Raw genomic sequence first — 20799 nt, 5'->3', positions numbered from 1 at the left:
TTGCAAAAGAAACCTCGGGTCCTCGTGCGCGTTGCATGGCTGCAACCCCTGCCGAACGGCGGACGGCCTCCGAGGCGAACCGGTCGATCCTACACCACCCGGATGCAGCGGCCTTGGCACGCACGCCGGGTACAACGCCGGCCCCGGCCCGCGCATTCCGGCACCCGCCTGACCACAGCGCAGGCACCCTGACCGGTGCGGGGGGTTAGTTGATGTTCGCCCGCTGGATCACCCGCAGAAACTCCGCGTTGCTCTTGCTCGCCCGCATCTTGTCGACCACCAGCTCGAGGGCCTGGGCCGGGTCGAGGGCGCCGAGCACGCGGCGGAGCTTCCACGCCACCACCAGCTCCTCCTCGGTGAGCAGCAGCTCCTCCTTGCGGGTGGAGGAGGCGTCGACATCCAGGGCAGGGAAGATGCGCCGCTCGGAGAGCTTGCGGTCCAGCCGCACCTCCATGTTCCCGGTGCCCTTGAACTCCTCGAAGATGACCTCGTCCATGCGCGAGCCGGTGTCGACCAGCGCGGTGGCCAGGATCGTCAGCGAGCCGCCGTCCTCCAGGTTGCGGGCCGCGCCGAAGAACCGCTTGGGCGGGTAGAGGGCGGAGGAGTCCACGCCACCGGAGAGGATCTTGCCGCTGGCCGGGGTGGCCAGGTTGTAGGCGCGGGACAGGCGCGTGATCCCGTCGAGCAGGATCACCACGTCCTGGCCGTACTCGACGAGCCGCTTGGCCCGCTCGATGGTCAGCTCCGACACCTGGCAGTGGTCCTCGCTCGGACGGTCGAAGGTCGAGTAGATGACCCGCGCCTTGGTCGAGCGCTGCATGTCGGTGACCTCCTCCGGCCGCTCGTCGACCAGGAGGATGATCAGGACGCACTCGGGGTTGTTGTCGGTGATCGCGTTGGCGATCTGCTTCATGAGCATCGTCTTGCCCGCCTTGGGCGGCGAGACGATCAGGCCGCGCTGGCCCTTGCCGATCGGGCACATCAGGTCCATGACGCGGGTCGAGATCTCGGTCGGGTTGTGCTCCAGGCGCAGCCGCTCCTGCGGGTAGAGCGGGGTCAGGTCCTTGAAGTCCGTGCGGTTGCGGGCCTCCTCGGGGTCCATGCCGTTGACCTTGTCCACCCGGGACAGGGCCGCGTACTTCTCGGAGTCGCGCGGTAGCTTGACCGTGCCCTCGATCTCGTCGCCCCGGCGCAGGCCGAGCCGGCGGATCATCGACAGCGGCACGTAGACGTCCTCGGGTCCGGGCAGGTAGCTGCCGACCCGCAGGAAGCCGTAGCCGTCCTGGGAGCGGATGTCGAGGGTGCCGGTGCGGACGACCTCGGGGCGGTCGTCGCCGCCCTGGGCGCCCCGGAAGTCGGGCCGCTCCATGACCGCCACGCCGCCCTGGTCGGGGAACTGGCGGCTGCGGTTGCGGTTCCTGTTGCGGTTGCGGCTCCGCCGGCCGCCGCCCTGCTGCTGGCTCTGGTCCCAGCGGTTGCCGCCCTGACCCTGGTTGGCGTTCCAGTCCCGGCGGGGGCCCTCGCCCCTGCCCTGGCCGTCGGGCTGGCCCTGGCTCTGCTGGCTCTGGCCCTGGCTCTGCTGGCCCTGGCTCTGCTGGCCCTGGGCCCCGCCGCCGGCCTGCTGGCCGTCGGCGGACCCGGACCGCGTCTCGGACGCCTGGCCCTGGGTCTGCCCACCGGGCTGGGCCTCGGCCGGGTCGCTCGCTTCGCGCGAGGCCGGGTCGTTCACGCGCGAGGCCGGGTCGTTCACGGTCGACTGCCGGTCGCCGGCGTCCTGGGCGGGCGGCGAGGCAGCCGTCGTGCTGCCGTTCGGGCTGGCCGCCATGGCCGGGGTCACCTCAGGGGCCGTGTCGCCGGCCGGGCCGGCCTCGCCGTTGGCGGCCGGGCCCAGCGCCTGCTCGGCGTCCCCGCCCCGCCCGCGCCTGGCTGCTCTCCGCCGCTGGCCGCCGTCGCCGGCGCCCGGTTCGGCCGGGCGCCCTGCCGCTTCGGGCAGCGTGGGCTGGGCGGTAGCTGCCGCCTCGGTCAGCGTCGGCTCGGCCTCCGTGCCACGCCGGGACCGGGTCGACGGGCGGGTGGACGGCACGAACTCGACGCCCTGGGCCTTGGCGACGATTGCACCGATGAGGTCGGCCTTGCGGAGTCGCTGGTAGCCCTGGACTCCCATCGACGAGGCGATCGCCTGCAGCTCGGGCAGCACCTTTCCCTGGAGGACGTCTCGTTCGGTGGTTGCCATCTTCACCTTCCTGTGGTCATTCGTGGGCGACCGCGCGCCGCCCGCTGTGATGCTTCGGGCGCACGCCGCCCGTGTCGTCGAGTCGATTGGTCGAGGCAGCTGGAGGACTCGGTGCCGCGGAGGGGCACCCTGGAGGAAGATCCCGCGTCTGCTCCTGTTCCTGCCACCCAGGCTCCAGCTCAGCCAGCACGGAGCCCCGCGCAACATTGCGAAGTGTCGTCTACCGTCGTGCCGGAGACACCCTCAGCCGAAGAGCAACCTCCGCCGAGATGTGGAATCACGCGAGCTCGGCAGCTCATTCGATTAGGAACTGGCAATCTGTCGCCGCTGGCCGGCTGGACGTCCACCCCCAGGAACAGTGACTACCCTGCCGGGCATTCCCGACTATCGCAAAGACGATCTGCGCTTGCGGCTACAGGGTTCGCTCGTAGCGATGAGACAGGGTGGCGGGGGCGTCGACCGAAATGGCCAGCGACGGAGACCTCTCGCATTGTAGGGGCCGAAGGCTGCCCCGCGCAACAGTCTCAACGCGGGGCGGGTCCCCTGGTCACTCCTCCTCACCACGGCCGGACCCTTGATCGCCCCCCCGCACGCAGGGCCGGGCCCTGGTCACTCCTCCATGAGCACCCGGACGTTGCCCTCCTTCTCCAGCAGGGAGAAGCCGGTCGTCTCGCCCTGGCGGCGGAAGACGACCGAGATCGTCGACTGGCCCACCCGCAGGTTGTGCAGCTCGACCATGTTGAGCCAGGGGGGCAGCAGCGGCTTGTTGATGGTCACCTGGTTCTCGGGCGCCCGGGCCGAGATGCCGAGCATCGCCTGCAGGAGCAGGAACGGGGCGCCCGCCGCCCACGCCTGGGGGGCGCAGGCCACCGGGTAGGCCACCGGCCGGTTGGGCGCCCGCCGCGTGAAGCCGCAGAACAGCTCGGGCAGGCGCATGTAGTCGACGTTGACCGCCATGTCGAACATGGCGGTGGCGACCCGGTTGGTCGCCTTGGAATGCCCGTAACGCTTGAGCCCGGCCCCGATGAAGGAGTTGTCGTGCGGCCAGATGGAGCCGTTGTGGTAGCTCATCGGGTTGTAGGCCAGCGCGGACTTCGACATGGTCCGGATGCCCCAGCCGGAGAACATGTCCGGTGCCAGCAGCCGCCTGGCCATCGCGCCGGCCTTGTCGGGGTCGACGATGTCGCAGTACAGGCCGTGGGCCGGGTTGGAGGTCACCGTGGTCACCTGCCGCTTGGCTCCGTCCAGGGCCATGGCGAAGTACTCCTCCTCCTCGACCCAGAACCGCTCGTTGAACCTGGCCTTCAGCTCGGCCGCCTCCCGGCGCAGGGCCGCCCCGCGGTGGGGCTGGCCGAGCGCGTCGTAGACCTCGGCCACCCGCCACTTGGCCAGGTAGACGTAGGCCTGCACCTCGGACAGGGCGATCGGGGGCTCGGCGAGCCGGCCGTCGGGGTGCACGACCGAGTTGTGGGAGTCCTTCCAGCCCTGGTTGGCCAGCCCGCGGGGGCTCGAGCGCTGGTACTCGAGGAAGCCGTCGCCGTCCCTGTCGCCGTACTGGTCGACCCAGGCCAGGGCCCGCTCGGCGTTGGGCAGCAGCTCCCGGCAGAAGTCGAGGTCGCCCGTCCAGCGGTAGTAGGTCCCGAACAGCAGCAGCCACAGCGGCGTGGAGTCGATCGAGCCGTAGTAAGGGGTGTGCGGGATGATGTGGGCGCCGGCCAGCTCCCCCTGGCGCAGCTCGTGCAGGATCTTGCCGGGCTCGGCGTCGCGCCACTCGTCCACCTCGTCGGCCTGGTAGGCGGCCAGGACCTTGAGGGTGGTCTGGGTCAGCTCGGGGTTCAGCATCAGGGTCTGGTGGCAGGTCATCAGGGCGTCGCGTCCGAAGGGGGCCACGAACCAGGGGATGCCGGCCGCCACGATGTCGCCGGGCGGGGTCGGTGTGCGCAGCGCCCGCAGGTCGCGCATGCCCCGGGTGAGCAGGGAGTTGTACAGCTCGTTGTCGGTCCAGATGCGGGTGCAGGACCGCTCCCACGCCTCGTAGGAGCGGCGCAGGTCCTGCACGGCGTTGTCGAACGGCCTGGGTGGCGCGTGGGCGCCGTCCACCCGGGGCTCGACGGTGATCGGGATGACCTCGAACTCGCCGTGCTCCAGACGCACCCGCCAGGAGGCGACCACCCGGTCGCCTTCCACGTCGATCTGGGTCGGGGGCAGCTCGAACGCGATCCGGGTCTCGCGGAAGACGCCGTCCTCGCCCTTGTAGGCGAACACAGCCGAGCCCTTGTCGGCCTTGGGTATCGCCAGCTTGCCTCGCACGGTGCGCTTCAGGCCCCGGACCTCGAAGATGTCGGCGAAGTCGGTGCCGAAGGAGAGCTCGACGGTCAGGTCGACCGGCGTCTCGTTGTAGTTGCGGATGCGGATGCGCTCGTACAGCCGCCCGTTGATGACCCGGGTGCGCCGGATGTTGACCGTGCCCTGCAAGGCGGTGACCTCGCCGTCGTCGCCTTCGTAGAGGTCCTGGTTGGCGACGTCGATGTGGCTCATGTAGGCGCGGTCGGCCGAAGTCGACAGCAGCAGCGGGTCGCGGCCGTCGACCTTCATCACGAAGTCGGAGAGGAAGCGACAGTCCTTGTAGTAGAAGCCGGCGCCGATCGCCTTGTCCGGGTCGAGGTTCCCCTCGGCGTCGGCGAACAGGAACATGTCCCCTTCCTTGGTGGACCAGAGCTGCTCGGTCCGGGCCCGCAGGACGGCGGTGACGCCCTTGACCAGGACGCGGGTGGCCGACTCGTCCGCCAGCACGAACTCCTCGCCCTCGGGCGAGGTCACCTTCTCGGGCAAGGTCACGTTGCTCAGGTCGTTGGCCACCGGGGGCACGCTCCGCACGGGTGCGATGCAGGGGAGGGAGTCCGCGAACCTCTTCGGCGCAGGCTCCCAGGACTTGAGCGAGTCTACGCATGGGCTACGGGATAGCTCAATGGTGCTGCGTAACCTTGCTCAAGTCGTTGCCCTGCGTGACCTTGCTCACGTCGTTGCCGTGGCCTCCGCGCCCGAGCGGGAGACCTCGAGGGCCTTGACGCGCCAGGCGGACCCCTGGACGGCCTCGTCGGCGACCGCGCGCACGTCGTCGAGGCCCGAGCGCGGGGCCAGGACGAGCAGGGACGGCCCGGCCCCGGACAGGAACGCGGCGTGGCCCCGGCTGCGGAGCAGCTCCAGCAGGGCCGCGGTGCCAGGGACGCGGGCGAGCCGCGGCGGCTGGTGCAGCACGTCGTCGGTTGCCGGCAGGAGCAGGTCGAAGTCACCGGCGAGGGCGAGCGGCAGCAGGGCGGCCCGGCTCGCGGTGCGCGCCGCGTCGGCGAAGGGCACCCGCTCGGGCAGCAGGCGGCGGGCCTCCCGGGTCGGCATCGCCTCCGGTGCGACCAGGCCGAGCGCGACCAGGTCGGGGTGCACCTCCACCGGCCGGGAGCGGACCAGCCCGCCCTCCCGCCAGCTCAGGGTCGCGCCGCCGGCCAGGCAGGGGGCGACGTTGTCGGGATGGCCCTCCAGCTCGGTGGCCAGGTCGAGGACCTCGGCGGCGGGCAGGTCCGGGGCGACCAGGGCCCGCGCCGCGAGCAGGCCGAGCACCACGGCGGCGGCGCTCGAGCCGAACCCGCGGCCGAGCGGGAAGCCCTTGACCAGCGAGAGGTGGACCTCGGGCAGGTCGGCGCCCACGCGCTCGGCGAGCCGGGCCATCGCGCGCCTGACCAGGTTGTCGGAGCCGGTGGGGATCAGCTCGGCCTGCTCCCCGGTCACCTGCATGGAGGTGAGCGCGCTCCCGGGCGCGGGGTCGGGGATCAGCTCGAGCCGGTCCCACCAGTCCAGCGCGAGGCCGGCGGTGTCGAACCCCGGGCCGAGGTTGGCGCTGGTGGCGGGCGCCTGGACGTGGACGCGGGCGGTCATGGCCGGGAGCCTACCCGGCCGGCCGCGCCTCCGAGCTGCAGGTGTTTGAGAAGTAGGCGCAGCAGGATGTCGGGGCCAGCGAAATCGTGCCCGCGCCGGGTCGCTCCCGGCGGGTGGGCCCTAGCCCTCCAGGCCCAGGGCTTGGGCGGCGGCCTGGACGTCCACCGGCACCCGGACTGGTGGAGGGGCTCCGGCCACGGCCCAGTCGGGGTCCTTCAGCCCGTTGCCGGTGAGGGTGGCGACCACCAGGCCGCCCCGCTCGACCGAGCCCTCGGCGGCCAAGGCCAGCAGGCCCGCCACGGAGGCGGCCGACGCCATCTCCACGAACACGCCCTCCTCGCGGGCGAGCAGGCGGTAGGCGGCCATGATCTGCCGGTCGGTCACTGCGGCCAGCCCGCCGCCCGACTCCTGCACCGCCTGCCTGGCCCCGGCGGCCGAGGCCGGCTTGCCGATGCGGATCGCGGTGGCAATCGTGGACGGGCTGGCCACCGGCCGGCCGAGCACCAGCGGGGCTGCCCCCGCCGCCTGGAACCCGCGCATGGCCGGGCGCGCAGCGGCCAGCCCGAACTCGGCCGCCTCGCGGTAGCCGAGCCAGGTGGCGGTGATGTTGCCTGCGTTCCCGACCGGGATGCAGTGGACGTCCGGCGCCCGGCCGAGCGCCTCGACGATCTCGAACGCGACCGTCTTCTGCCCCTGGATGCGGAATGGATTCACCGAGTTCACCAGCGTCACCGGGTAGTCGTCGGCGAGGTCGCGGGCGAGCGTCAGGCAGTCGTCGAAGGAGCCGTCCACGGCGAGCACGGTGGCGCCGTGGACCAGCGCCTGCGCGAGCTTGCCGGCGGCGATCTTGCCCTCCGGGACCAGCACGGCGCAGGTGAGGGCGGCCCGGGCCGCGTAGGCGGCCGCGGAGGCCGAGGTGTTGCCGGTCGAAGCGCACAGCACGGCCCGGCTGCCCTCCTCCACCGCCTTGGAGACCGCGACGGTCATGCCCCGGTCCTTGAACGAGCCGGTCGGGTTGGCGCCCTCGATCTTCAGATGCACCTCGCAGCCGGTGCGGGCCGACAGCACGGGTGCGGGCAGCAGCGGGGTGCCGCCCTCGAGCAGGGTGACCACCGGCGTGCTCGGACCGACCGGCAGGCGGTCGCGGTAGCGTTCGACGACCCCGGGCCACGCCCGCCGCGCGGTCATGTTCATCGAGGCACCCCCCTGGGCTCCCCCGAACCCCCACCCGTTCTCATCGGGCACCCCCCCGGGGCTGCCCGAACCCTCCGGCGGTTCACCTGAGCATCACCTCGTCGGCCTCCTCACCTTCGACCCGCATGACGCTCGCCAGGCTGCTGACCACGGGGAGGTCGGCCAGCCGGGCCAGGGTGGCCCGCATGGCCCCCTCCTTGGCCAGGTGAGTGACCAGCACGAGCTGGGCCTGGTCACCCTTGCCCCGCTGCAGGACCGACCGGATGGACACGCCGTGCTCGCCGAACACGGCCGCCACCTGCGCGAGCACGCCCGGCCGGTCGGCCACGTCCAAGGCCAGATAGTACTGCGTGTCGACGTCCTCCATGCCGCGCACCCGCCGCTGGTACACGCAGGTGCAGCCCACCCCGCGGGCGCCCTGGGCGCGGTTGCGGGCCACGCCGACCAGGTCGCCGAGCACGGCCGAACCGGTCGGCAGGCCCCCGGCCCCGCGACCGTAGAACATGAGCTGGCCGACCGCGTCGCCCTCGACGAAGACCGCGTTGTACGCCTCGGTCACGCCGGCGAGCGGATGGGTGTCGGGGACCATGGCCGGGTGCACGCGCACGCTCACCTCGTCGCCCACCTCCTCGGCGATGGCGAGCAGCTTCACCGTGTAGCCCATCCGGGCCGCCGCGGCGATGTCGGCGGCGGTCACGTCGGTGATGCCCTCCCGGTAGACGTCGCTCGCCACGACCCGGGTGTTGAAGGCCAGGCTGGCCAGGATCGCGCACTTGGCGGCGGCGTCGAACCCCTCGACGTCGGCTGACGGGTCTGGCTCGGCATAGCCGAGCTCGGTCGCCTCGGCCAGCGCCTCGGCGTAGCTCGCCCCGGTCGACGCCATGCGCCACAGGACGTAGTTGGTGGTCCCGTTGACGATCCCGAGGACGCGGCGCAGGCGGTCCCCGGCCAGCGACTCCTTGAGGGGGTGGATGATGGGGATCGCGCCGGCCACCGCCGCCTCGAACTTGAGGTCCACCGCGGCCGCGTCTGCGGCCTCGAAGAGCTGCTCACCGTGGGTGGCGAGCAGCTCCTTGTTGGCGGTGACGACAGGCTTGCCGAGCCGCAGGGCCTCCACGATGAGGCTGCGGGCGGGCTCGATGCCGCCCATGACCTCGACCACGACGTCCACCTCGGGGTCGGTGACCACGTCGGCGGCCCTGCCGGTGATCCGGGTCGGGTCGACCGCCGGGTCGCGCTTGCGGGTCACGTCGCGCACCGCGACCCGGTGCAGGAGGATGGGCGCACCGGCCCGGTCAGCGACCCGCACGGCGTGGTCGACCAGAAGCCGGGCCACCCCGGTGCCGACCACGCCGCACCCCAGCATGCCGACCCTGACCGGCTCGCCCACGTGCTCCCGCCCTTTCGTCCCGCGCGCCTGGCACCGGTCGACCCAGACCCGGAGCCCCCTCGACCCAGACCCGGAGCCCCGTCCTGCGGAGGCCGGGCTGGGCCGGGGTCCCTGCGCGTCCACCCGGAGCGAGGTCAGCCCCGGACCACCGCGCCGCCCAGGGTCAGCAGCCCCCAGGCCACGGCATCGGCAGGCGACCATCTTGCCGGACGCGAGGGGTCAACGGCACCCCCGGCCGCGCGCCCACCCCCTGGGCACCTGCCGCCCGGAACCTCGCAGGTCCTTCTGGTCACCGCGTCGAGTTCCGTGCAGGACTTCTGAGCTCCTGCGTGGCACGCCGTCCGGCCGGGTGGGCGATCCGGCCACACCGCGGTCACATGCGCTCGGGCGCGTCCACCCCGATCAGGCCGAGGGTGTTGGCCAGCACCTGGCGGGTTGCCACGGACAGCCACCAGCGGGCGCTCGACAGCGCCAGGTCGTCGGTGAGGACCCGGCACTCGCCATAGAAGCGGTGGAACGCGGCCGCCAGGTCCTCGGCGTAGCGCGTGAGGCGGTGGGGGGCGCGCTGCCGCACGGCCAGCGCGACCAGCTCCTCCATGGCGGCGAGCTGGCGCAGCAGGGCCGCCTCCATCGGGTGGACGAGCAGCCCGAGGTCGGCCTGCTCGACCGGCACAGGCGTGAACCCCTGCTCCTGGCCCTGGCGGAGCACGCTCGAGATGCGGGCGTGGGCGTACTGGACGTAGTAGACCGGGTTGTCCATCGACTGGCGGGTGACCACGTCGATGTCGAGGTCGATCGCGGCGTCGGGCGAGTAGCGCAGCATCGTGTAGCGCGCGGCGTCCTTGCCGACCTCCTCGACCAGCTCGTCGAACAGGATGTAGTCGCCCGAGCGCTTGCTCATCCGCACCGGCTCGCCGCCCCGGAGCAGGTTCACGAACTGGAACACGAGGAACTCGACGGACTCGTCCCCGTGACCGAGGGCCCGGGCGATCGCGCGCATCCGGGGCCCGTACCCGTGGTGGTCGGCGCCCCAGACGTAGACCACCGTCTCGAAGCCGCGCTGGAACTTGTCGCGCATGTAGGCGGCGTCGGCCCCGAAGTAGGTCGGGATCCCGTTCGAGCGGACCAGGGGCCGGTCCTTGTCGTCGCCGAACGCGGTCGTGCGCAGGAACACGGCCCCGTCCCGGTCGTCCACCACCTCGAGCCGGCGGAGCTCCTCGACCGTGGTGAGGATGGCGCCCGACTCGTGGAGGGTGCGCTCGGAGAACCACACGTCGAAGTGGACGCCGAAGCGCTCGAGGGTGTCGCGGATGGAGACCAGCATCTGCCGGTAGGACCACTCGGTGATCAGCTCCCGGCGGGTGTCGGGGTCAAGGCCGGCGAGGGAGGCGCCGCGTTCGGCCTCGAGCGCCTTGGCCAGCTCCCCGATGTAGTCGCCCTTGTAGCCGTCCTCGGGCGGGTCGACCGGGCGCCCTAGCAGGGACAGGTAGGCGGCCTCGACGCTCTGGCCGAGCAGGTCGATCTGGCGGCCGGCGTCGTTGAAGTAATACTCGCGTTCCACCTCGTAGCCGCCGGCGTCGAGCAGGCGGGCGAGCGAGTCGCCCAGGGCGGCACCGCGGGCGTTGCCGACGTGCAGCGGGCCGGTCGGGTTGGCCGAGATGAACTCGACCTGCACCTTGCGGCCCTCACCGATCGCGACCCGGCCGAAGGCGTCGCCCGCTGCGACGACCCGGCGCACCAGGTCGGCGAACCAGCCCTGCGCGAGCCGCACGTTCACGAAGCCCGGCCCGGCCACCTCGACCCCGGCCACCCAGTCGGGGATCTCCAGATGGGCCACCATCGTCTCGGCCACCTTGCGGGGCGGGGCCTTGGCCGCCTTGGCGAGCACCAGGGCGACGTTGGTCGCCCAGTCGCCGTGCTCGGCCTGGCGGGGGCGCTCGAGCACCGGCGTGCCGACCGCGTCAGGGTCGAGGTCGAGCGCGCCGGCCTCGACGGCGCGGCGAAGGGCCCCAGCGAACAGGTCGGACAGCTCCCGCTGGACAGGCAGCACGGCGGCCGCGCTCATTGCAGCCCCGGGCTCGCGCCGTGGTAGTCCCGGCGGGTCAGCAGGTCCGCGACCAGGTCGAGGAGCTGGATCGGATCGAACGGCTTGGTCACGTACGCGGCCACCCCCAGCTCGCTGCCCCGTTTGACGTCGGTGTCCTGGGCCCGGGCGGACAGCAGGACGATCGGGACGGTCGGGCCGCCGGGCTGGTCCTTGAGCCGGCGGGAGACCTCCCAGCCGTCCAGTTTCGGCATCATGATATCGAGCAGCACGAGGTGCGGCTGGAACATCCCGAACGACGCGAGCGCCTCCTCACCGTCCGAGGCGATCTCGACCTCGTAGCCCTCGAGTTCGAGGTTGACCTTGAGCAACTGCTGGATGACCCGATCGTCATCAACGACCAGGATACGAGCATTGGTCATAAAGGGGACCCAGAGAGCGCAGGCGGAAACTTCGGGCGGCGAGCGGGGCGGGCGGGAGCATAGCACAGGGCCTCTAAGCAGCAGCTTCCATGACACGGACGCGATCACGTCCGGATTGGTAACGATACGCGCCGCCCCCCGCCCGGCACCACCCGCAACCCTGCCCACAATGTAGCGTGATCCTCTCGACCTGCCCGGAGCGGAACGGATGGACCGCCGAGCACATCCTCGTCATGCCCGAGCTGCTCGGACGCCCGATGACCCAGGGGAGGATGGCCCCAGGGGAGGATGGCCCCAGGGGAGGAGGTGCATCACCGCGACAAGGTTGCGGGTCCTCGCCTCCTTCCTTAGGATCGGGCTCCAGAGAAGCGTCAAAGAGGCCCGCGTAGCTCAGCGGAACAGAGCGTCTGCCTCCGGAGCAGAAGGCCGCAGGTTCGATTCCTGTCGCGGGCACCCAACTGGACATTGTGCGAACCTTGCCGTGCGGTGGTTGCCCGCCGGGACCCGGAACACCGGGATGATGGCTGCGCGGCTGGTCACCCGAACCTCGTGGACCAGCACGCCGATGAGCGCCTTGCGGGCCGGGGCAGGGCCAGCCTGGATCGTGGCGCGGAGCTGCTGGGTGAGCGCTGCCAGGTCGGCGGGAGTGGGCGGGGGGACTTGGGCGTTTGCGAGCAGCTCGCGGAGCTCGTCCTGGCGGCCGCGCAGGTCGGCGATCTTGGCGGCGAGGGTCTCCAGCCGCTTGCCACACTGCGTTTCCGGGAGGGTGCCCGCCTCGAAGGCGTCCAGGTAGCGTTCGATGGCGGCCTCGGCCTTGCCGATCTCGGTGGTAATCACGACCAGCTCGCCCTGGCAGTCAGCATGGAGCGGCCGGCCCCGTTCCGCAGGTACCAAGTGCGTGGGTCATCCACGATGGTGCGGACGGAGCCACATACGGAAGGAGCCGGCCGTGCCCAGTGTCTCGCATCTCGCCCCGACCCACCTCGGCTTGGACGTCCACAAGGACACCATCTCGGTGGCGATCCTCGCGCCGGACCGCGACGGTCCTGACGTCGAGCGGATCACCCACGACGAGGCGTCGGTGCGCAGGCTCGTTGGCCGCCTCGGCGATCCCCGGCTGCTGCGAGCCTGCTCCCAGCACCGGCCCGACCGGCTACGAGCTGGCCCGGCTGCTGCACAGCATGAGGGTTGGCTGCGAGGTGATCGCGCCCTCGCTGATCCCCAAGGCCCTGGGCGACCGGGTCAAGACCGATAAGCGCGACTGCCGCCGGCTGGCGCGGCTGCACCGGGCCGGGGAGCTGGTCGCGATCCGTATCCCCAGCATCGAGGAGGAGGCGGTCCGGGACCTGTGCCGCGCCCGCGGGGACATCGTCCAGGATCGCACCCGGGCCCGGCACCGCCTGTCGAAGTTCCTGCTGCGCCACGGCCGGCCCTGGCGGGGCGGGAACGCCTGGACGCTGACCCACGAGCGTTGGCTGCTGGCCCAGCGTTTCGACAACCTAGCCCTGGCTGCGACCTATGCGCACTACCGGGCGGTGCTGGACGCCCGCGACGCCCAGCTGCTCGCGATCGAGGCTGACCTGGCCGCCTGGCATGCCATCCCGCCGTTCGCTGCTGCCGTGCACCGCCTGGCCGCCTACCGGGGCAGCACCCGGCCGGGAGCGCTCACGCTGGCCAGCGAGGTCGGTGACTGGCGCCGGTTCGGTCGGGCGGCTGCGTTCGCCGGCTTCTGCGGCCTGGTGCCAAGCGAGTATTCCAGCGGGGCGTCGACCCGGCGGGGCCACATCACTAAGACCGGCAGCGCCCACCTGCGCGCGCAGCTGGTGGAGTCGGCCTCCCGCCTACCAGTACCGCCCCGCCGTCGGGCTCGGGCTGCGCGAACGCCAGCAGGGCTTGGACCCTCAGGTGGTGGCCCGGGCCTGGGCGGCCCAGCTGCGGCTGTGCGGCCGCTTCCGGCGCCTGGCCGCCCGCAAGGATTCCAAGAACGCGGTCGTCACCGCGGTCGCCCACCGAGCTCGCTGGGTTCCTGTGGGCGGAGCTGCTGGCGGCCTGACATGACCAGACCAGCGGGCACCTTGCTCGGCGCCAGGTGCCCGGTAGCTGCACGCCGCGCCGGGACGCCGCCGCTGCAGGACCGATCCCCGTGAGCACTATGCGACGGCCATGCCGGAGCGCGTTTCGTCAAGGGGCACCTTCCTGCGAGGAGCCGACCTGCGGTTTCGACCCGCGTCCAGCAGGGTGGCGGTCCGCCGATCCACCATGCCCCGGCGCGGCGTGCCGACCAGAGAGCCCGCCCACCCCCGATCCAGGACGGGCGCTTCCACCTCGCTGATGAACATGCCACCCGGAACCACGCGCGACGAGCGCTGTTCTCACCTGCACCAAAACCATGCCATCTACCAGGCAAAACAGTTCCCTTGACAAGCCGCTCCACATCAGTGCTCTGGTGCATAAGTTCGATCACGTATCCGCGTAGAGTCTTGGTTCTGTCAGGTTCGTTCGTTTGGCCCCACCAAGACGGCTCGAGATGGCCCCACCCCGTTACGGTTCGTGGCCTGTCCTCGTAACAATCGGTGACGGAACTGGCAACGGCGGATCTCCGGCTGCGCTCGCCCCGCCCGCCAGGGCAGAATGGCCGCATGGATCTCGGATTGCGCGACAGGGTCTACCTCGTGACCGGCGGCAGCCGCGGTCTTGGGTTCGCCGCGGCCCAGGCACTCATCGCAGACGGTGCCCGCGTCGTGCTCAGCGCGCCCCACGAGGCTTCGGCCTCTGCGGCCGCGGCCCGCCTCGCGCAAAACGCCGCCGCGGCTGACACCGCCACCTGGGTCGCCGCCGATAACGCCGATCCCGCCACCCCAGGCCGGCTGATCGCGGCCGCCAAGGACCGTTTTGGCCGCCTGGATGGTGCGCTGATCAGCGTGGGTGGAACGCCAACAGGGACCGTCGCGACCACGACGGACGAAGCGTGGCGGCTCGCGTTCGAAAGCGTCTTCCTCGGTGGCGTCCGGCTGGCGCGGGTTCTCGCGGCAGATCTGGGCGGCGTAAGCGAGGGCGGTACCGTGACCGGCTCCGTCACCGGGACGGGCGGCTCCCTCGTCTTCGTGCTGGCCTCGTCGGTGCGCGTGCCGCTCGCGGAACTCGCCATATCCAATGGGCTATTCCCAGGCCTCGCCGGCGTGGTGAAGACGCTCGCCGGCGAACTCGGCCCGGCCGGGATCCGGATCAACGGGCTGCTGCCCGTCAGGATCGCCACCGACAGGGTCCGTGAACTTGATGCCCTCAGCGGCGACCCTGATGAGGTGCGTGCCCGCCAGTCTGAGCACATCCCGCTGCGCAGGTACGGCGAGCCCGAGGAGTTCGGACGAGTTGCTGCGTTCCTGCTCTCCCCTGCCGCGTCCTTCATTACGGGCGCGATGATCCCGGTTGATGGCGGTGCCATCCCCTCGATCTGAGTACGCAGTCGCTGGCACCGCCCCAGGACCACGGTGTCGGGCGACTCCGTCAGTGAGCACAGCATCTGGGATGGCGCGTCTACGACACCGGAGCGGGACGGCGGTCATGAACGGTCACCGCGGAAATCGCATGGGCGGACGCCTCGTGGGACCATGTCGAGCTGTCCTGGTTGGGACGCTGTTCAGGCGCACCGGCTTCCTCACCGCAGAAACCATCCTTTGGCGAGCCCAGACCTTACGTTGCCATACTTCTGTAGCGGTGTAGTTAGCCGCCGCCTGGTCCCACCATGGCCCCGGCCCGCCGCCGGGGTCATTGGCATCCTGGACGGCAGCCGCTGCCTCGGGGCGGCGCGGTAGCGCCCTCGCCCGCCGGGGACGCTGCGCGTCGGGCGGAACGCCCGACCCGTGGCTTCGAACACCTCGGCCGGTGGCGCCCCCTCCGCCACCAGGGTCGCCACCCGCCGGAGCGCCGCCTGCTCCTCCGCAAGCCGCGCCAGCTCACCGCGATCCTTCGCGCGCGGCTGCTCGAGCTGGCCGGACATGCCCATCGCGTCAAGGTACCCCATAATCGCCGGTGTGCCGACGAGCCGAACGCGGGTGGTGCTGGCGGACGACGACGTCCTCCTGCGCGAGGGCCTGGCGGGCCTGCTCGAGCGCTCCGGCTTGGAGGTCGTGGGCCAGTCCGACAACTCCTCTGAGCTCATCTCGCTCGTTCGCGAGCATCGACCCAAGCTCGCGATCATCGACATAAGGATGCCGCCCACGCATACGAGCGAAGGTCTCGATGCCCCCGCGTGATCCGCTCGGTCGTCGATCCCGTGCTCGTCCAGACGCTCGCCGCCGCCAGCTGCGTCGAAGACCCGCTCGACGTCCTTTCGCCTCGCGAGCGCGAGGCGCTCTCGCTCATGGCCCACCCGCGCTCAAGCGCCGGCATCGCGCATCAGCTCTGGATCACCGACAGGGTCTCGGCAACGTGCCGGAATGTCTGGTTCATGGGCTTGTGACGCCGAGGAGGGCCAGGGGCCGGGTGACGTCGCGGGCGTTGCGGCGTACGGCGGCGATGTTGCGAGCGCCGCGGAGACGCAGGGTCCCGATGGCGACGGAATTTGCGCAAGCGTCGTCGACGGGTGGTACCGAGTGGTTCTCACCGCGGGCAGCCTTGTCATCCCGATCCTGGATGCCCGACGGAGCAGCTCGCTTCGCCACCGCCAGGTCGGCTAGATACTGAACCCACCCGCGATCACCCAGCGGGTCCCTCCAAGCCACGGGAGCAGCAGGATGGAGCAGCAAGCACGCGAGCAGGCGTTCATCAGTGCCCTGACCACCGAACAGTTCGTGCTCCAGGCCGCCCGCAGCGCCAACATCGGCGAGATGAGCGGGCGCGCCACCGTCTACATGGGGACCGTGTCGAGCACGCTGATCGCCTTGGGTTTCTGGCCCAGGTCGCCACCCGCCTGGACCCGTTTGTCGCCGCCGTGCTGCCGGCGGTGTTTCTCCTTGGTGAGTTCACCTTCTTTGCCCTGCTGCGCAACACCCTGGAGAACCTGGTGTTGTTGCGGCAGATGCAGCGGATCCGCGGCTTCTACCGCACCCTGGTGCCCGAGGCCGACCAGTTCTTCGGCCCAGCTGAGGAGGATGAGCGGTTCTCGGCTGCAATGGCGACGGTCGGGCTGCGGGCCTGGCCAGCGACGATGCTGTTCACCGGGGCCAGCGTCATCGCCACGATCAACAGCATCGTGGGCGGTGTCGGCTTGGCGCTGCTGGCCGCCAAGGTCGGTCACCTGGCGGCCAGCGCCGCGCTGCCGGTCGGCATCACCGCCGCCGTGGTCCTGTTCGGGCTGCACCTGCTCTATGAGCACCAGCGAGCCACCTACCTCGCACCGCAGCCTCAGGTCGAGCGGGGTCATCTTGACGCTGAATGAGCGGGGGATGGATCGCGGTGTTACCGTCGGGTGATGCCAGGTCTTAGGGTCGTATCGGGTGCGGTCGCCGCGGGCCTGGTCGCGGCGGGCGCGGCCGCTACCGCCCAGGCGGCGGTGCAGCATTCGCGGGTGGTCGCGGAAGTACAGCGCCGGCTTGCGGACACCACCTACCAACGGCTGGGCGACATCGGCACCGTTGACGCGCTGAGCGTGTTGCCACTGGTCGACCGGCGTGTGCAGCGGCCCGGACTGCGGGGCGAGCCTGGCGTCTCCTACCTGGTGCGCGCCGGCAGGGAGGTGCTGCTCTTCGACACCGGCCTGAACCTGTTTGGCCGCTCCCGCTCCGCCCTGGTCGACAACGCTGAGGCGCTGGGCGTGGACCTCGCCCAGGTGCCGGCGGTCGTGTTGTCGCACCAGCATGACGATCACGTCGGTGGGGTCCGGGCCCGGCGGGCAGGCTCCTTTGCGTTCTCCGGCGACCCGATCGAGCCACCAGGCCTGCTTGCCTACGCCCCCGTGCACCTGCAGCACCCCTCCGCTGAGGTGCGGGTGACGACCCGAGCGACGGTGCTCGCGCCTGGCATCGCGTTGCTCCCGCCGCTTCCGGCCGCGCTGTTTTGGGACGGCGCGCCCGTGCTGGAGCAGGCGCTGGTCGTCAACGTCCGCGGCGTGGGGCTGGTCCTGGTGTCGGGCTGCGGGCATCCCGGTGCGGCAGCGATGCTCAACGTGGCGCAGGAGGTGCTTGACGTCTCGCTGCACGGCGTCATCGGTGGACTACACCTGCCGGTGCGTCCTTGGCCGAGGCATCTGCCGCAGGCACTGACCGGGTCGCCGCGACCACCATGGCGACCGTTGTCGGAGCCCGACATTGATGTTGCGGTGACGCGGCTGCGTGCGGCTGGGGTGTCGCTGGTGGCGGTGAGCGGGCACGACAGCACGCCCCACACCATGAGCCGGTTCGCGGCGGCGTTCGGTGCGGGCTTCCGGGAGGTCCAGGTCGGTGACGAAATCCGCGTCGAGGGCCGCCAGTAGGGTTACGGGCAGGCTGGCGCTCACCGCAGGGTATTGCGGGCCGACGCTCGCCCGGCACCTGCGCGACCTGTGGGTCCACAGCGCTCGGTGCTCAACCATCCGTCTCCGCCTCTGGCGGTTGGGGGTTCGAATCCTCGCGGCGCGCACCAACGCCCAAGGTCAGCGCTCCAGAACGCTTGCTTTTCTTGCCTGGCCGGTAGACCGGTGGTAGTTCAGTCGTAGACGGCACGGACCATTCGGGCGCTGAGATTCTGGGCGAGGCGTCGGGTCCCAGCGCGACCGAGAGGGAGTGATCATGCAACAGCACCCTCGACCTGACAGGCCGATGCCGAGCGAGTCGTTCCCGACCGACCCCTCCGGGCTACCGGAGGCCACCCGGCCGGCGCTGCTGGAGCTGGCCGACGGCGACACGTTCGACCTGCGGATCGGTCCGGTCGCCAAGCGCCTTGGCGACACGACCGTGCGGATGCTGGGCTACAACAGCTCCATCCCCGGCCCCACCATCAAGGTCCAACAGGGCTCCGAGGTGATTGTCAACGTCACCAACCAGGGCGACCTGGAGGCGACCGTCCACTGGCACGGGCTGCGCCTGGAAAACCGCTACGACGGCGTGCCGCACGAGACCCAGACGCCGATCCCGGTCGGCGGGGAGTTCACCTACCGCATCCGGTTCCCCGACCCGGGCCTGTACTGGTACCACCCCCACATCCGCGAGGACTACACCCAGGAGCTGGGCCTGTACGGCAACATCCTCGTGGTCCCCGCCGAGCCCGACTACTGGCCGCCGGCCAACCGCGAGGTCGTCCTCACCCTGGACGACCTGCTGCTCGAGGACGGCAAGGTCGCGCCGTTCAGCCCCTCGGAGACCACCCACACGGCGATGGGCCGGTTCGGCAACCTGCTGCTGACCAGCGGCCAGCCCGACCTCCAGCTCACCGCCATGGCCGGTGAGGTGGTGCGGCTGTGGCTGACCAACACCGCCAACACCCGGGTGTTCAACGTGGCGCTGCCGGGTGCTCGCATGAAGCTGGTCGGCGGCGACAGCGGCCGCTACGAGCACCAGGAGTTCGTCACCGAGGTGCTGCTGGCACCCTCGGAGCGGGCCGTGGTCGACGTGCTGATCGAGCAGCCGGGGCAGCTGACCCTGGAGCACCACACTCCCGACCGGGTCTACCCGATGGCGTCGATCACGGTGGGCGAGGAGCGGGCGGCGCCGTCGCTGGCCGACCAGTTTGAGGTGCTGCGCAGCGCGCCGGAGCTGGAGGCCGAGCGGGAACGTCTCGATGCGTACTTGGCAGCCCCGCCGGACAAGACCCTGGCGCTGGTCGCCGAGATGGATGATCTCGGCGCCCCGCAGGACGGCGGAGGCTCGGTGGTGTACGCCTGTCCGATGCACCCGGAGGTCACCAGCGAGGAGCAAGGCCGATGTCCCAAGTGCGGCATGAAGCTGCTCGCGGCCCAGGTCGTCACCCAGCCGGCGGCCGGCCACCCCGCTGCGGTGGAGCATGACACCGGACACGGCCCCCACGACCACCACGCTGAGGGCCGCGGGCACGGCGAGGGCCACGGCCATGGCGCGGCTGATGGCATCGAGTGGGAAGACGACATGGTGGAGGTCAACCGGCGGACTACCGCCGCCAACATGCGCTGGAAGTTCGTCGATCGGACCGCCGGTGCCGACAGCGCCGCGATCGACTGGCGGTTTACGGTCGGGGATCGGGTGAAGATCCGGTTGGTCAACGAGATGGACTCCGATCATCCCATGCACCATCCCTTCCATCTCCACGGAGCCGGCCGCTTTCTGGTGCTTTCTCGGGATGGGGTGGTGGAGCCCAAGCTGGTGTGGAAGGACACGGTGCTGGTCCGGACCGGGCAGACCGTCGACATCCTGTTCGATGTCAGCAACCCGGGCCTGTGGATGGCGCACTGCCACATCGCCGAGCACATGCAAAGCGGCATGATGTTCAGCTTCACCGTGGCCCGCGACCCGGAGGCGGGTCGACCATGAGCAACACGCAGCACTCCCCTGACACACCAGGCGATCGGTTGCTGGACGTGGTTGTGGTCGGCGGCAGCCAGACCGGCCTGGCCATGGCCTGGCACCTGGCACGGCAGGGACTGCGGTTTGTGGTGCTGGAGGCCGGCCCCGAGCTGGGGCACACCTGGCGCTCGCGCTGGGATTCACTGAAGCTGTTCACCCCAGCCCAGTACGACGCCCTGCCGGGCATGGCATTCCCCGCCCCGGCCGACACCTACCCGACCAAAGACCCGGTCGCCGACTACCTGCAGGCCTACGCGAACGCCGCCGACCTGCCGGTCCGGCTCAACGCCAAGGTGAGCGGACTCCGGCAGCTCGGGGAGGGCTTCGAAGTCCGCACCGCCGACGAGACCTACCACGCCCGCCAGGTGGTGGTGGCGACCGGGCCGTTCCAGGTCCCCTTCGTCCCACCAGCGGCCCGACGGCTGGACGCCTCGGTGACCCAGGTCCACAGCGCCGACTACCGCAGCCCGCAGGCTCTACCCGACGGTCCGGTGCTGGTCGTCGGCGGCGGCAACTCCGGCATGCAGATCGCCGAGGAGCTGGCCGCCACCCGCCAGGTGGACCTGTCGGTCGGTGCCAAGTATCCGATGCTGCCGCAGCGGCTGGGTGGCGAGGACCTGTTCTGGTGGCTCACCCGGCTCGGCCTCATGCGAGTAACGGCCGCCTCCCGGCTCGGCCGGCGGGTGCAGGCCCGCGGGGAGTTCGTGATCGGCACCAACCGGCGCAAGCTCAAGCGAGCAGGGGTCAGGTTTGGGCCGCGGCTGGTCGACGCCGAGGGGCGCACCGTCCGGTTCGCCGATGGCAGCACGCTGGATGTCGGCGTGGTGGTCTGGGCGACCGGCTACCGGTCCGACTACGCCTGGATCCACATCCCCGGCGTGGTGGACGACGGCCACGTCCAACATCGGCGTGGTGTCACCAACGTGCCCGGCCTGTACTTCCTCGGCCTGTCCTGGCAGCACACCCGCGGGTCGGCCCTGCTCGGCTTCGTCGACGACGACGCCGCCTACCTCGCCGACCGCATCGCCAGCTATCAGCACGCCACCGCTGGCGCCGAAGCCGCCACGCAGCAGCCGTCTGGCTGACCAGGGTCCCGCATCACCGCATTCAATTGGGTGCGTTGGGTGCGGCTCAGT

General features: G+C 71.1%; 13 protein-coding genes, 1 tRNA gene and 1 pseudogene. 8 read left to right on the top strand and 7 right to left on the bottom strand.

Going from position 1 to position 20799, the window contains the following annotated elements:
* Positions 1-205 precede the first annotated feature (205 nt).
* From rho to VG276_03215, 7 genes are all read right to left on the bottom strand, one after another.
* Entirely contained in the window at positions 206-2233 is a 2028-nt protein-coding gene (gene rho / locus VG276_03245) for a transcription termination factor Rho (protein HEV8648423.1), read from the bottom strand.
* Positions 2234-2842: 609 nt separating this feature from the next.
* Positions 2843-5092: an amylo-alpha-1,6-glucosidase gene (locus tag VG276_03240; protein ID HEV8648422.1), complete on the bottom strand. Its 2250-nt coding sequence runs from the start codon at positions 5090-5092 to the stop codon at positions 2843-2845.
* Positions 5093-5248: 156 nt separating this feature from the next.
* Positions 5249-6163, bottom strand: a complete 915-nt coding sequence (gene thrB, locus VG276_03235; GenBank protein HEV8648421.1) for a homoserine kinase — start codon at positions 6161-6163, stop codon at positions 5249-5251.
* Between the two features lie 120 nt (positions 6164-6283).
* Entirely contained in the window at positions 6284-7351 is a 1068-nt protein-coding gene (gene thrC, locus VG276_03230) for a threonine synthase (protein ID HEV8648420.1), read from the bottom strand.
* Positions 7352-7439: 88 nt separating this feature from the next.
* A complete protein-coding gene (locus tag VG276_03225; GenBank protein ID HEV8648419.1) occupies positions 7440-8723 on the bottom strand; it encodes a homoserine dehydrogenase in 1284 nt (427 codons plus the stop codon).
* Positions 8724-9120: 397 nt separating this feature from the next.
* On the bottom strand, positions 9121-10812 hold the full coding sequence (argS, locus tag VG276_03220; GenBank protein ID HEV8648418.1) for an arginine--tRNA ligase: 1692 nt from the start codon (positions 10810-10812) through the stop codon (positions 9121-9123).
* Complete coding sequence (locus VG276_03215) at positions 10809-11213, bottom strand: response regulator (GenBank protein ID HEV8648417.1); 405 nt, start codon at positions 11211-11213, stop codon at positions 10809-10811. Before VG276_03215 ends, argS begins: the two co-directional genes overlap by 4 nt.
* A 379-nt stretch (positions 11214-11592) precedes the next feature.
* Here VG276_03215 and VG276_03210 point away from each other — a divergent pair.
* The 8 genes and pseudogenes from VG276_03210 to VG276_03175 all read left to right on the top strand — a co-directional run bounded on the left by VG276_03210 (position 11593) and on the right by VG276_03175 (position 20748).
* A tRNA-Arg gene (locus tag VG276_03210) sits at positions 11593-11666 on the top strand.
* A gap of 641 nt (positions 11667-12307) precedes the next feature.
* Positions 12308-13360 carry an IS110 family transposase gene (locus VG276_03205; protein ID HEV8648416.1) on the top strand — a complete coding sequence of 351 codons (1053 nt, stop codon included), beginning with the start codon at positions 12308-12310 and terminating at the stop codon, positions 13358-13360.
* A gap of 492 nt (positions 13361-13852) precedes the next feature.
* Positions 13853-14668 (top strand): SDR family oxidoreductase, encoded by an 816-nt coding sequence (locus VG276_03200; protein ID HEV8648415.1) that lies wholly within the window; start codon positions 13853-13855, stop codon positions 14666-14668.
* Positions 14669-15208: 540 nt separating this feature from the next.
* Positions 15209-15627 (top strand): annotated as a pseudogene (locus tag VG276_03195) (response regulator).
* A gap of 528 nt (positions 15628-16155) precedes the next feature.
* The gene (locus tag VG276_03190; protein HEV8648414.1) at positions 16156-16590 is read left to right on the top strand and encodes a hypothetical protein; all 435 of its coding nucleotides are present in this window, start codon (positions 16156-16158) and stop codon (positions 16588-16590) included.
* A gap of 129 nt (positions 16591-16719) precedes the next feature.
* The gene (locus VG276_03185) at positions 16720-17622 is read left to right on the top strand and encodes an MBL fold metallo-hydrolase (protein ID HEV8648413.1); all 903 of its coding nucleotides are present in this window, start codon (positions 16720-16722) and stop codon (positions 17620-17622) included.
* Between the two features lie 295 nt (positions 17623-17917).
* Positions 17918-19630, top strand: a complete 1713-nt coding sequence (locus VG276_03180; protein HEV8648412.1) for a multicopper oxidase domain-containing protein — start codon at positions 17918-17920, stop codon at positions 19628-19630.
* Positions 19627-20748, top strand: a complete 1122-nt coding sequence (locus tag VG276_03175; GenBank protein ID HEV8648411.1) for an NAD(P)/FAD-dependent oxidoreductase — start codon at positions 19627-19629, stop codon at positions 20746-20748. Before VG276_03180 ends, VG276_03175 begins: the two co-directional genes overlap by 4 nt.
* Positions 20749-20799: the final 51 nt, after the last annotated feature.

The organism is Actinomycetes bacterium (assembly GCA_036000965.1).
Taxonomy (GTDB): Bacteria; Actinomycetota; CALGFH01; order CALGFH01; family CALGFH01; genus DASYUT01.
Note: the sequence above shows the minus strand (reverse complement) of the source record. Positions and strands in the feature narration are given on the sequence as shown.